This window comes from Halobacillus massiliensis (genome assembly GCF_900166625.1).
In the GTDB taxonomy this organism is placed as follows: Bacteria; Bacillota; Bacilli; order Bacillales; family Halobacillaceae; genus Halobacillus_A; species Halobacillus_A massiliensis.
Window position 1 is genome coordinate 2,297,980 of the sequence record NZ_LT800499.1, and the last position, 13,441, is coordinate 2,311,420.

Annotated in this window: 12 protein-coding genes; 1 reads left to right on the top strand and 11 read right to left on the bottom strand. The window is 41.4% G+C overall.

Features of this window, described 5'->3' with window-relative positions; translation table 11 throughout:
* Positions 1-5: 5 nt before the first annotated feature.
* The 6 genes from B7E06_RS11475 to miaA form a co-directional block, all read right to left on the bottom strand.
* Positions 6-410, bottom strand: coding sequence for a MerR family transcriptional regulator (locus tag B7E06_RS11475; protein ID WP_082234117.1), 405 nt, complete (start codon positions 408-410; stop codon positions 6-8).
* Between the two features lie 100 nt (positions 411-510).
* The gene (locus B7E06_RS21560) at positions 511-1,755 is read right to left on the bottom strand and encodes a methionine gamma-lyase family protein (RefSeq protein ID WP_143414488.1); all 1,245 of its coding nucleotides are present in this window, start codon (positions 1,753-1,755) and stop codon (positions 511-513) included.
* Between the two features lie 12 nt (positions 1,756-1,767).
* On the bottom strand, positions 1,768-3,003 hold the full coding sequence (gene hflX / locus B7E06_RS21565) for a GTPase HflX (RefSeq protein ID WP_143414489.1): 1,236 nt from the start codon (positions 3,001-3,003) through the stop codon (positions 1,768-1,770).
* A gap of 76 nt (positions 3,004-3,079) precedes the next feature.
* Complete coding sequence (locus B7E06_RS11485) at positions 3,080-3,994, bottom strand: AAA family ATPase (RefSeq protein ID WP_143414490.1); 915 nt, start codon at positions 3,992-3,994, stop codon at positions 3,080-3,082.
* Between the two features lie 108 nt (positions 3,995-4,102).
* Positions 4,103-4,330: an RNA chaperone Hfq gene (gene hfq / locus B7E06_RS11490; RefSeq protein WP_082234118.1), complete on the bottom strand. Its 228-nt coding sequence runs from the start codon at positions 4,328-4,330 to the stop codon at positions 4,103-4,105.
* Between the two features lie 36 nt (positions 4,331-4,366).
* Positions 4,367-5,302, bottom strand: coding sequence for a tRNA (adenosine(37)-N6)-dimethylallyltransferase MiaA (gene miaA / locus B7E06_RS11495; RefSeq protein WP_082234119.1), 936 nt, complete (start codon positions 5,300-5,302; stop codon positions 4,367-4,369).
* A 184-nt stretch (positions 5,303-5,486) separates the two neighbouring features.
* On the opposite strand from miaA, the gene B7E06_RS11500 reads away from it, so the two are divergent.
* The gene (locus B7E06_RS11500) at positions 5,487-5,846 is read left to right on the top strand and encodes a helix-turn-helix domain-containing protein (protein ID WP_082234120.1); all 360 of its coding nucleotides are present in this window, start codon (positions 5,487-5,489) and stop codon (positions 5,844-5,846) included.
* Positions 5,847-5,922: 76 nt separating this feature from the next.
* Here the strand turns inward: B7E06_RS11500 and mutL are convergent, their stop codons facing one another.
* The 5 genes from mutL to miaB all read right to left on the bottom strand — a co-directional run bounded on the left by mutL (position 5,923) and on the right by miaB (position 13,318).
* The gene (gene mutL / locus B7E06_RS11505; protein WP_082234121.1) at positions 5,923-7,767 is read right to left on the bottom strand and encodes a DNA mismatch repair endonuclease MutL; all 1,845 of its coding nucleotides are present in this window, start codon (positions 7,765-7,767) and stop codon (positions 5,923-5,925) included.
* Between the two features lie 84 nt (positions 7,768-7,851).
* A complete protein-coding gene (gene mutS, locus B7E06_RS11510; protein WP_082234122.1) occupies positions 7,852-10,422 on the bottom strand; it encodes a DNA mismatch repair protein MutS in 2,571 nt (856 codons plus the stop codon).
* Between the two features lie 151 nt (positions 10,423-10,573).
* Positions 10,574-11,152, bottom strand: coding sequence for an outer spore coat protein CotE (locus B7E06_RS11515; protein ID WP_082234123.1), 579 nt, complete (start codon positions 11,150-11,152; stop codon positions 10,574-10,576).
* A 167-nt stretch (positions 11,153-11,319) separates the two neighbouring features.
* Positions 11,320-11,745 (bottom strand): YlbF/YmcA family competence regulator, encoded by a 426-nt coding sequence (locus tag B7E06_RS11520; protein ID WP_082234124.1) that lies wholly within the window; start codon positions 11,743-11,745, stop codon positions 11,320-11,322.
* Between the two features lies 1 nt (position 11,746).
* Positions 11,747-13,318 (bottom strand): tRNA (N6-isopentenyl adenosine(37)-C2)-methylthiotransferase MiaB, encoded by a 1,572-nt coding sequence (gene miaB / locus B7E06_RS11525; protein ID WP_082234125.1) that lies wholly within the window; start codon positions 13,316-13,318, stop codon positions 11,747-11,749.
* Positions 13,319-13,441 lie beyond the last annotated feature (123 nt).

Sequence of the window (13,441 nt, forward strand, 5' to 3'; positions counted from 1 at the left end):
CATTTCTAATGAAAGAATCTGGACATTTCACCTTGTCTCAGATTCATTTTCCCTAATCTTCCCGCGGTTAGTAATTCCTGTTGCAGCATACGACGGAGTTCGCGATCTGTCAGTTCATTATGAACTTCCTCCACTTTACTCTTGTCGTATTCTTCATTCTCAGGCTGCTCGGATATAGACAGCACCTGCTTAATACCTGCCATGTTTACACCTTTTTCAATGAGGGCCTTAATTTCAAGAAGACGGTCCACATCATTAAAGGAAAACAGTCGGCGGTTACCCTCCGAACGAGCTGGAGCGACAAGCTTATGCTGTTCATAATATCTGATCTGCCTTGCAGAAAGATCTGTTAAGGATTGTACAATACCCATCGGGAACAAAGGCATGGAACGACGAATTTGATCACTCATCGACAGCCACCCCCAAATTGAAATTCTACCTTTATTATACTTTAGACCTTTTTAATGTCAACATATGTTACAAAACTTCACATCAAAATTTTCAAAAAAGTCAATTAGTGGTATTTTCCTGCTCCAAAAATACTTTTTTCACCGCTTCTGTGACGGCGATTTTTACGTGGGCGTAAGTTAATCCTCCCTGAACAAAAGCCATATACGGCGGCCTTATTGGACCGTCCGCTGTCAGTTCCAGACTGGCCCCCTGCACAAACGTGCCCGCTGCCATAATTACGTCACTCTCATACCCTGGCATAGGACTTGGATAAGGGGTGACATGTGAATTGATCGGTGAAGAAGCTTGAATAGACTGACAAAAACGGACCATTTGTTCTTCTGTTTGAAAGCTTACCGACTGAATTAAATCTGTCCGTTTCGCATCAAATTCAGGAGAAGTAGTAAAGCCCAGTTCAGCAAGCAGTTTAGCTGTAAACACAGCTCCCTTTAGAGCTTCTCCTACTACGTGAGGCGCCAGAAAGATACCTTGATACATTTCCTGCAATGTATTTAAGCTTGGACCCGTTTCCTTTCCAAGACCAGGGGCAGTCAACCGGTAGCTGCACTGCTCGATAAGGTCCTTTCTCCCGGCAATATAGCCGCCGACTCTCGCTAAACCACCCCCCGGATTTTTAATCAGTGATCCAGCAATCAGGTCAGCCCCTGCTTCAATTGGTTCTTTATCTTCCACAAACTCCCCGTAGCAATTGTCAACAAATATAACAACATCTGACTTAATCGAACGTATGTATACAATCATATCTTCGATTTCATCAATCGTAAAAGAAGGACGGTCAGCGTAGCCTTTAGACCTCTGGATAGCTACAACCTTCGTCCTGGAATGTATGGATGAAGCAGCTTTCTTTCGGTCCATCCTCCCTTCTGATTGCAGCGGGACGGATTGATATGTAATCCCAAAATCCTGCAAAGAACCCGTATCTTTCCCGCCTTTCTTGCCAATCACTTCCTCTAATGTGTCATACGGTTCTCCCGTTATATATAAGAGCTCATCTCCCGGCCTTAAAACACCAAACAGAGCCGTTGTTATAGCGTGGGTACCTGAGATAAGCTGGGAACGGACAATCGCGTCCTCTGCTTTAAAAATCTGGGCGTATAACTCTTCGAGCCCGTCCCTTCCATAATCATCATAGCCATAACCGGTCGTAGGGTTAAAGTGAGAATCAGATATCTTTAACTGTCTAAACGCCTGCAGCACTTTCTTTTGATTTTTTTCCACCAAAGCTGTAATCATTTTGTGCTGTGGTGTAATCATTTCTTCAACATTCCTTATGATGGCTTCCATACTTCATACTTCCTAACTTAAAAATTTTGTTTTTGAAGGATGATCGGGATGGATAAATCCTTCCACATTATACCCTTCTGTCTCTTCATCGAATTGCACAGTCTTTACGATACTCTGCCCCTTTAATTGTTCAAGCTTTTTTCCATTGGAAGCCGGGATTTGAATTTTATACGGCTGCCAGTCTTCAATTAAAACTTGCTCAATTTTTTTAGCCAGTCTTTCAATATCCTCAGGATCCTTCACACTTACGCTAATGGAAGGATTGGACGGCGGCACAAACTCCCCACTGATAAGATCGATTTTATTATAAGCGGTTAATGAAGGAAGGTGGTCCGCCTGCAAATCTCTCAACAGCCGATGAACCGTTTTTTCATGTTCGGAATAATCTGGATGAGAAGCATCGACCATGTGCAAAATAAAATCCGCTTCCGTAACCTCTTCAAGTGTTGACCTAAAGGAAGCTATCAACGTTGTAGGAAGATCCTGAATAAATCCTACCGTATCCGAAACCAATACGCGCATGCCTGAAGGAAGTCTAATTTGGCGTGTTAATGGATCAAGCGTCGCAAACAGCAAGTCCTCCTCAAAAGAATCACTGTCTGTTAAACGATTAAAAAACGTCGATTTCCCAGCATTTGTATAGCCGACAACAGCAATTTGGAAAGCGAAATTTTCCACTCTTTTTTTCCTGTACTGCTCACGTTGTTTCACAACCGTTTTTAATCGGCGCTTAATATCATCAATACGTCTCTGAATATGACGACGATCTGTTTCAAGTTTTGTTTCCCCGGGCCCCCTTGTTCCTATACCACCGCCTAGACGTGACAGTTCCGTACCCTGACCAGCTAGACGAGGAAGGAGATATTCAAGCTGCGCGAGCTCTACTTGAAGCTTCCCTTCCTTTGTACGGGCGCGGCTCGCGAAGATATCTAAAATTAATTGACTGCGGTCAATTACCCTCCGTTCCAGGCGGTCGCTAATATTACGAAGCTGACTGGGAGAGAGTTCATCGTTAAAGATAACGAGCTGAGCATCTTTTCCCTCTGCTTCTTCTTTAATTTCCTCTAATTTCCCTTCACCTAAATAGGTGGCAGGGTGAATGCGTTCTTTATTTTGAACAGCAACACCGCATACTTGTCCTCCAGCTGTTTCTGTTAAGGACTGAAGCTCATTTAAAGAAGAGTAAAATCTACCTTCATCTTCTCTGGGAGCTTTTCGCGCTACGAGGACGACTTGTTCTTTTTCCATAATTGCCCCCACCTTTCTTTATAATAAAAAAATGGTCATTCTTCATCTTATCAAAAAACAGCAAAGTCAGCCTCCTTTATAATATAAAGTCGGGAGGCTGAAGAAAAACTAAATCGGATTTATCCCATTCCGCTCTATCCGCCAGGCGATAGGCATGTTTACGTATAGCTTCCTCAATTACATTTCTTACATACCGAGCGTTAGAAAAATTTCTGGGCGGGTATTTGCACATTTCTTTTAAATGCTCGTATAGCTTCCGTTCAGCTTGCGGAGTGAAGGCATATTCTTTTTCCGCAATCATCACCTTAGCAATGCTCGCCAGTTCATCTGCTGAGTAATCAGGAAATGTAAGCTGAAGAGGGAATCGTGAAGCAAGGCCCGGATTGACCTTTAAGAAATCATCCATTTCTTTAGGATAACCCGCAAGAATAATGATCAACTCATCATGGTAATCTTCCATGCATTTCACGATCGTATCTATCGCTTCTTTCCCAAAGTCTTTCTCCCCTCCACGAGCTAAGGAGTACGCTTCATCAATAAAAAGCACTCCACCCCTGGCTTTCATTATTAAATCTTTCGTTTTCTGAGCCGTGTGGCCAATATATTCACCTACCAGCTCACTGCGGTCCACTTCGATAAAGTGTCCTTCTTTTAATACCTCTACATCCCTAAACAGTTCTGCCACCTTCCTGGCGACCGTCGTCTTACCTGTTCCCGGGTTTCCTCGAAAAATCATATGAAGGACTTGATCATTGTTTTTTAAACCGATTTCCTTACGTTTCTTCTCAACTAACACTTGAGCATATATTTCTTTCATTCTCTTTTTGAGATCTTGTAAACCTATAACGGAAGAAAAATAATTATCAATAATACGAAAGGGCTGGGCTTTGGAAACAGTTTGAGAGGCCGCTTTGACAGCTGCTGCCTTCTTCCCTTCTTGCAGTACGATATTGATGGTTCCCTGGCGTGCAAGTTTAGCCTGCTGGTTCACACGAATCCCTCCTTACTTCCATGTATCATACGCTAATACAGAGAAATTCGTGACACACGCCCAAAACACACAAACAAAAAAACGAGCGCATATCAGCGCTCGTTTATTTTAACCTTCTTTATCAAGTGATACATTTTTTGCAGGGGCAAAAGTAGAAATCGCATGTTTAAAGATGAGCTGCTGCTTCCCGTCGGTTTCTAGAAGTACAGTAAAATTGTCAAAGGCTTTAACAACACCTCTTAATTGGAAGCCGTTTAGCAAGAACACCGTAACCTGCATGCGATCTTTCCTAAGTTGATTCAAATAATTATCCTGAATGTTCACAGACTGAGCCATACATTTTCCTCCTTTTCTATCTATATTAATTACATTCTAGGTTTCTTCCAGCATTCCTGCTAAATCTGTCAATATTTTTTCAATCCCCGCGTTTTTTTCAACAGGATCTATATCATACCAATTAATGTCCATTTTATTTTTAAAGTAAGTGAACTGGCGTTTTGCATAACGTCTTGAATTTCTTTTTAAAAGTTCAACTGAGCGGCTGAAGTCATATTCACCTTCAAAATAAGGGATAAATTCTTTATAGCCGATCGCTTTCATTGATTGTGAATCTTTAAGCCCTTGATGATAAAGTGACCGAACTTCATCTTCCAGCCCTTTTTCTATCATAAGATCTACCCGGCTGTTGATCCTTTCATAAAGGAGTTTTCTTTCCATTTCAAGTCCTAACATAATAGGTTGAAACGGTGAGCCGCTCGTTTGTTCTTTATGAAAGTCGCTCAATGTTTTCCCTGTCGATTCATAAACTTCAAGCGCCCTGAACACCCTCCGTTTATTATTAGGATGAATCTTATCAGCCTGCTCTGGATCAATCTCAGCAAGCCGCTCATATAAAGCCTGTATCCCTTGATCTTCAGCTTCTTTTTCTAAACGGTCTATAATTTTATCATCCCGCTTCTGATTGGAAAACTGAAAATCAAACAGGGCTGCTTGTATGTAAAGACCTGTCCCTCCTACAATTACCGGAAGTTTCCCTCTGTTCTCCAAATCCTCAATTAAGCGGTGGACAGCTTCCTGGAATTCAGCTGCTGAGTAAGACTCACTCGGTTCTTTTATATCGATAAGATGATGGGGAATTCCCTGCATTTCATCTTTAGAAACCTTGGCAGTTCCAATATCCATCCCTTTATAAATCTGCATTGAATCTCCGCTGATAACTTCCCCATTGAAACATTGAGCAATTCTAATTCCCAACTCAGATTTTCCTACGGCCGTCGGGCCAACTACACAAACAACTTTAGGCTTCAAAAATACCTCACCTTCCTCAGTCCCCATTATACATGAAACGCATAAGAATCATACCTCAGAGCCCAAACTAACGGAACTCGTTATCATTACTAACGAGTTCCGTTAGAAAAAATCAACAAATTCGTTAGTTTTGGTATCGACATTCGTTAGTATTGTGGTAGAATAGAAACAGGAGGTGTATGAAGTGGTTCATGAAAGGATTAAGTCATTGCGTAAGAAAAGGCGTCTTACACAGACGATGCTTGCTGAAAAAGTTGGTGTATCTGCCCAAGTCGTATCCAACTGGGAACGACAGTACACGTCACCTGATCTTGAAGACTTATCGAAAATAGCTCATGCCCTTCATACGACCGCAGATTACTTATTAGGACTAAGCGATGAACAAGAAGATGACATTAGAGAAATTAAACAGTTTTTAGAGGAAAAAGGTTTTGATCGTTCGGTAATTTTTGATAAAAAATCCTGGCTAAGCGTTCAGGCTGAAGAAATTCACCAGATCGAAAATTACTTTCGCTTTCTGCTTCAACAGAAACAGACATCTTGATATTTTTTAATAACACAAAAAAGCATGCCCCCGGCCGGGAACATGCTTTTTAATTTTGTATAAGCACTGATTTTTTCTACATCACCCGCTTAAACATTTTCTCCATCTCATACTCAGAAAAGAAAACAATAATCGGGCGTCCATGGGGACAAGTGAATGGATCAGTTGATTTTCTCAAATCCTCAAGAAGCTTAAACATGTCATCGTTATTTAAATAATGATTCGCTTTGATCGATCTCTTACATGACATAAGAATGGCCGCTTCTTCCCGCAGCTTCTTAAGATCGATCCGCTCATTTTCAAACAGCTGCTCAATCATTTCCTGGATCACTTCTTCCTCGAAGCCTTGTGGAAACCATTGGGGGTGCGAGCGGATGATATAACTGTTGTCCCCGAACGCTTCAAAAAACAGCCCTACCCTCTCAAGCTCTTCTTTGTGCTCTTCAATTTTTAAAGCTTCATGGTATTGAAAATCAAAGGTCATCGGCACCAGCAGTTCCTGCACCTCATGCTCAACCTCACCTATCCGGTCACGGAAAAATTCATATTTAATTCTTTCCTGGGCGGCATGCTGATCGACAATATACATTCCTTCTTCGTTTTGAGCAAGAATATATGTTCCGTGCAGCTGACCGATCGGATACATGACAGGCACTCTCTGTTTTTCCTTCTCTTGCAGTGCTTCTCTTTTCACATGCTCGTCTTCATAAGAAGTCTCTCGATGAATTTCAGATTCTGGCTGGCTGATGACATCCTGCTGAATACTTTCAAGAATTTCTGACTGTTTTTCTTTATAATAATCTGTAGGCTCTTGAACAACCGGTCGTTCTTCACATTTTACGGCCGGCTTTGACTCGTAGAAATCAAACGTTTCCTGGCTGCTAATTAATTTCTCAGGTTTTTTTGAAGGCTCATCTTTTACTTGCGGGATCAGCATTTCTTTTCGAAAAGCCGTTTGTATGGTGTCTGCCAAGAGGCTGAACAATTCTTTTTCCTTACTGAACCTTACTTCAAGCTTTGCAGGGTGAACGTTTACATCCACTAGAATCGGATCCATTTCTACATTTAATACAACGATCGGGCTCTTGCCAATTGGAAGCAGCGTATGATACCCCTGATGAATGGCTTTATTTAAGACCATACTTCTCACGTAACGGCCATTTACTATTGTTGAGGTATAATTTCGGGAAGCCCGATATATTTCTGGTTTTGCAATATAGCCTTTTATCGTAAAATCTATACTTTCCGCTTCCACAGGTACCATTTTACGAGCCACATTCATTCCGTAAATTTTAGCGATAACCTGCAGAAGGTCCCCGCGGCCATTCGTCCGGAACAGCTCTTTATCATTGTGCTTGCATGAAAATTGAATCTCTGGGTGAGCGAGCGCCATACGGTTTAACACATCAGTGATGTGCCCAAGCTCTGTGTTGATCGTTTTCATGTATTTCAACCGTGCAGGTGTGTTATAAAAAAGCTCATCCACAATAATTTCTGTTCCTTTTCTGGCATCGCTTTTCTCACGATTAATAATCTTACCACCTTCAAGCTCAAGCTTAATCCCTGCTGTTTCTCCCGGTGACGTCTTCAGAGTTAAACGGCTTACTGCTGCAATACTCGCCAGCGCCTCTCCTCTAAATCCAAGAGTCCGGACATGGAACAAATCCTCTTCTCCTTTAATTTTACTCGTTGCGTGTCTGGAGAAAGAGAGCACAGCATCTTCTTCATCCATACCCCGGCCATTATCAACGATTCGGATACGCTGCAAGCCGGCTTCTTGCAGTTCAATAGTAATTGAACGACTTCCTGCATCAATCGAATTCTCAAGCAGTTCTTTTACGACGGATGCCGGCCTTTCAACAACCTCACCCGCTGCAATTTTATTGGCCAGATGATCTGGCATGAGCTGTATAACGCCCATAATTTCCCCTCCCCTCTTCTAAGTTGATCCATCCATTCACATAACCAATAGTTTACATAATAAATATACCGTTAATTTTTGACGTTATTTTAAACTTTTTTGCAGCCGATACAATTCGTTCATCGCATCCATTGGCGTCATTTCCATCAGGTTCAATTGAAGCAGCTCTTTCTCAAGACCATTTTTCTTTTCCCTTGTTTTCGTATGGTTTTGTTCTTTTTCAACGAATAAAGTTAATTGTTCTTCTTCCACTGCGGCCGCTGTTTCCTTATGAGTAGGACCGGATTCAAAAGAATTCAGTAAGTGACTCGCTCTCTTAATTAACGGTTCTGGTAAATCAGCAAGCTTAGCTACGTGGATTCCATAACTTTCGTCAGCCGCACCTTCTTGAATCTGGTGTAGAAATACGACATTTCCTTCATACTCTTCGGCACGGACGTGCACATTGCGAAGCCGCGGGAGGTCACTTTCCAATGTTGTGAGTTCGTGATAGTGGGTCGAAAACATTGTTTTTGCCCCAATTTCACTATGAATATGCTCAACGATCGCCTGAGCTAAAGCCATGCCGTCATAAGTACTTGTCCCTCTCCCAATTTCATCAAGCAGAATCAGGCTGTTCTCTGTTGCGTGTGTTAAAGCATGATTAGCTTCCAGCATTTCGACCATAAATGTGCTCTGCCCTGCTACTAAGTCATCCGCCGCGCCTATCCTCGTAAAGATCTGGTCAAAAATTGGAAGAGAAGCAGATTCACAAGGTACAAAGCTTCCAATCTGAGCCATAATTGCTGTTAATGCAAGCTGTCTCATGTACGTACTTTTACCAGACATATTCGGCCCTGTAATAAGAAGGATATCCATCAATTCATCCATGAAAATATCGTTTGGGACAAAAGATTCTTCCTTCATCACTTGTTCTACCACTGGATGCCGACCTTCTTTAATATCTACACAGCGCTTATCATTAAAAGATGGCTTAACGTAACGGTAATTGTCTGCGATATGAGCGAAGCCTTGAAGAACATCAATTTTACTAACCTGCTCAGCCAGTATTTGCAGCTGCTGTACATAAGTTTTCACTTGCTCCCGAACTTTTAGGAAGAGCTCATATTCCAATTCCACGCTTTTCTCCTGGGCTTCAAGAATGAGAGATTCTTTTTCCTTCAGCTCCGGTGTAATATAACGTTCGGCATTCGTTAATGTCTGTTTTCTTTCGTAACGCCCTTCCGCCAGATGATGAAGGTTCGCTTTAGTCACTTCAATGTAATAACCGAAGACACGGTTATAACCAATTTTCAGAGATTTAATGCCTGTTTCACGGCGCTCCTTTGCTTCAAGCTGAGCAATCCATTTTTTCCCGTTCCTTGATGCATCTCTATACTCATCAAGCTGTTCATTATAGCCGTCTTGAATAATACCGCCGTCCTTAATAGCAAGCGGCGCATCTTCTTTTATACTTGTGTCAAGAAGATTGGCTAAATCTGTCAGCGGATCTACTGTATCATAAAGACTTCCTATCGCAGGATGATCAAACTGCTGGAGAGTAGCCAAAAGTTTTGGAATTGAGAATAAGGAGGACTTCAGCTGAAGGAGGTCCCTTGCATTTACGTTTCCAAAAGCTACCCGGCCGGCCAGCCGTTCAAGATCATAGACTGATTTCAGCTGCTCCCTTAACGACTCACGTTCGAAAAATTGATTCAGCATTCCTTCCACCTGCTCATGTCTTCTTGCAATAGATTCTGTAGAAAGCAGCGGCCGCTCCATCCATTTTTTTACCATTCTTGACCCCATAGCCGTTATCGTTTGATCCAAAATAGATAAAAGACTGCCCTTCTTTCCCTGCTTTCTCATTGTTTCCATCAATTCCAAATTACGTTTGGAATACATATCAAGTGACATATATTTTTTTAGTTCAATTGGAACGACAGGACGAAGGTGATCAAGCGACCGTTTTTGGGTGAGTTGAATATAATTAAATAAACGGCCAAAACCAGTGATGAATTTTTCAGATTGGATATTTTTCACCAGCTCTGCAAATGATTCATCCATCTTAGTTTCCGTTCCATATGATAGAGTATAGTTTAATCGCTCCTTCAGCGTTTCTTGTTTGGTTTCATCAAGCTGAGGGTCAATGACAACTTCTTTTACCGGCCGATTAAATAACTCACTCAGTACCGCATCAAACCCTTCGGTAATTAATGCGATGCTGTTCTCCCCTGTCGTTAAATCGTTATAGCTGACTGTGAACGTGCCGTCTTTAAACTCAGTAATAGAAGCTAAATAGTTATTTTCTTTGTCCTCAAGCATTGTCCCTTCCATTACAGTTCCCGGTGTAATCATCTGTACGACTTCTCGTTTTACGACACCTTTAGCTTGCTTTGGATCCTCTACCTGTTCACAAATCGCTACTTTAAATCCTTTTTCAATCAACTGTCTTATGTAATTTTCCGAGGAGTGATAAGGAACTCCGCACATTGGAATACGATCTTCTCCTCCTCCATCCCTGCTTGTTAATGTAATTTCAAGTTCTTTGGATGCACGCAGTGCATCTTCAAAGAACATTTCGTAAAAATCTCCAAGTCTAAAAAATAAAAAAGCATCTTTATGCTGTGCTTTAATTTTCAAATACTGCTGCATCATGGGTGTGTAATTTGCCATGGTCAACCTCCAAAACGTCCTTATAATTAAGAAAAAGCGCAGGATTCGCGCTTTTTCTCGTTTTTATGATAAATCTATTATAGCATAACCACAGGGATCGAATGAAATGTTAAAAAAAGAATGCCCCGCTGAACCAGCAAGGACATCACCTCTACTTTTTATGATGACTGCTACTGCTGCTGCTCGGCAGGAACTCTGTTTCAATAGCATTAAAGTCATCAGATGAAAGGTCATCATCATAGTCATCCCAGTCATCATGATCACAGCCGTTAGGATCCACTTTAACACAAAGCTTTGTTTCCCCAATGACATCAACATGGAACTCTCTCTCGACTTCTACAATGATCTTTTGTCCCTGGGCGGCAATTTTACATTCAAGGCAGTTGGGATGTTGTACCGCTTTAGCAACGACCTCTAAGTCATCGTTAATGCAGTTGTCGTCTTTAATAACTAATGGCACAACATCACAATAGTTCACACGCTCCGTCACAACTTCCGTTTTGGTATTGTCATTATAGGAATACCAGACGTTAGCATCATAGCTGCCGGCCACTTCTACACAGTCGCCTTTTTTCTTTGCATTGTAGATATGGTTGATGACCCAGCAGCCAAGAATACTAGTGGGACGATGGGAGGGACTAATCGTGTGGGTTGCTTCAGTAAACTTCTTACCTTTTCCACAGACAGCTTTTGTAATAATCTCCCGATATTCTCGTTCGAAAAATGACATAGGAAACACTCCTCCTTATTCTACCACTCATCCTATGCGGAATTGGGCAAATGGTGAATATATTCTCGATGACTTCTAAGGACGGTTGTATTCCATTCTATGCATCAGCCTATAAAATTGTACAAAAAAATCCGTTAGATAAAATATTATCTAACGGATTCGTTGGTTTAATAACTACAAGCCCCATTACTTTTTTTTGAACCCGTCTCGCCACTGAGCAGATCTCCGCCTGTTGAACGAATAATTTCATTCGTCACTTCACGGGAAATGGTACTTGAAATCATTTGTAAAATGTCATTAATAATCAACTGTGTATCTTTAAATTCAGAAACGACCGGTATCGCATCCAGTTCACCCTGAAGACGATCAATTTCTTTTTCTACCCGCTCCAAAGCCTCCGTTTTTCCATAAGCCTGAAAGTTAACCGCCTGTTTTTGCAAGGCTTTAATTTTCTTAATATGGGATTGGACTTTTTGATTTTCATTTAATTTTGCTTCAATTTTTTTAAAACGGTCAATTTCTTCCGTTTCAGCAATCATTTTTGCGAGCTTATGCGCCTCATCTACTACTTGTTTTCTCGTATATTGAGCCAAATTATTTCACCTCTATCGTTTCTTCAACCATTTCTCCATTTAGAGACCAGGTTTTAGCTTCTGTTATTTTGATTTTAACCAGCTGGCCGATAGAAGAACGCGGTCCTCTGAAGTTTACCAGCTTGTTTCTCTTCGTATAACCGGAGAGTACCTCTTTGTTCTTCTTGCTTTCACCTTCTACCAGCACTTCAACGACTTCACCTTCATATTTTTTCATGGAGTCAGCAGCCTGCTGATTCACAATCTTATTCAAGCGCTGCAGTCTTTCTTTTTTCACTTCCATGGAGACGTTATCACTCATTCGTGCGGCTGGTGTTCCCTCACGAGGTGAATAGATAAAGGTATAAGCCGCTTCAAAGCCTACTTCTTCTACAAGAGACAATGTATCCTCAAACTGTTCATCCGTTTCATTCGGAAAGCCGACAATAATATCTGTCGTTAATGTCGCTTCCGGCATAGCTTCACGGATCTTATGAACTAACGTCATGTATTGCTCACGGTTATATTTACGGCCCATAATTTTCAATATGTCAGAATTTCCAGACTGCACAGGCAGATGAATATGATCCAGCATATTTCCGCCTTTTGCCAGAACTTCGATTAAACGGTCATCGAAATCGCGCGGGTGGGATGTCGTAAAGCGGATCCTCGGGATATCAATTGCCCGTAATTCGTCCATCAGATCTCCCAGACCGTAACCCATATCCAGATCTTTTCCATAAGCGTTTACATTCTGCCCTAATAGTGTGACCTCTTTATAGCCTTGGGCAGCCAGGTGACGCACTTCTTGTATAATATCTTCAGGCAGACGGCTTCTCTCTTTTCCACGGGTATATGGAACGATACAGTACGTACAGAATTTATCACAGCCGTACATGATGTTGACCCAGCCCTTGATTTTTCCTTTTCTTGCTCTTGGAAGATTCTCAATAATATCTCCCTCTTTAGACCATACATCGACAACCATTTCCTTACCATACATCGCTTCTTTAACAAGCTGAGGCAGACGGTGAATATTATGGGTTCCAAAGATTAAGTCAATAAACGGATGCTTTTTAAGAATACGGTTCACAACCGATTCTTCCTGGGACATACATCCGCAGACACCGATAATTAAATCAGGATTTTCAAGCTTCAAAGGTTTTAAATGGCCAATTTCGCCAAAAACTTTATTCTCCGCATTTTCACGAATAGCACAAGTGTTCAGGAGAATAATATCCGCTTCTTTTGTATCGTTTGTCGATTCATAGCCCATTTCTTCAAAAATACCTGCCATAACTTCCGTGTCATGTTCATTCATCTGGCAGCCATAGGTACGAATCATGTATTTACGGCCTTCCCCGACTCCAGCCATTTCCTCTGAAATATTAAAATCGTAATGAATTTTAACATCTTCTTTACGGCGGCGCTGAGCTTTACGTAAAGAAGGAGGCTGATAGGTAGTCTCAAAATATTTCATAAAATCTTCACTAGTTTTCTGCTTAATTCTCTCCAGGTTGTCCTTGTCGGATTTTACGTCCGCTGGCTTCTCCTGGCGAATTTGCGACATTTCTTTCCGCTGTTGTTCGTTCATAGCGATCTCCTTTCAACAGAGCTTGTAACTGTCTTATTATATCAGTATTTGACATACTTTTTAAGAGGTAGACATAAATTTTGCAAAACTTCACAAAAAAGCCGCAATAAAAACATTGCGGCT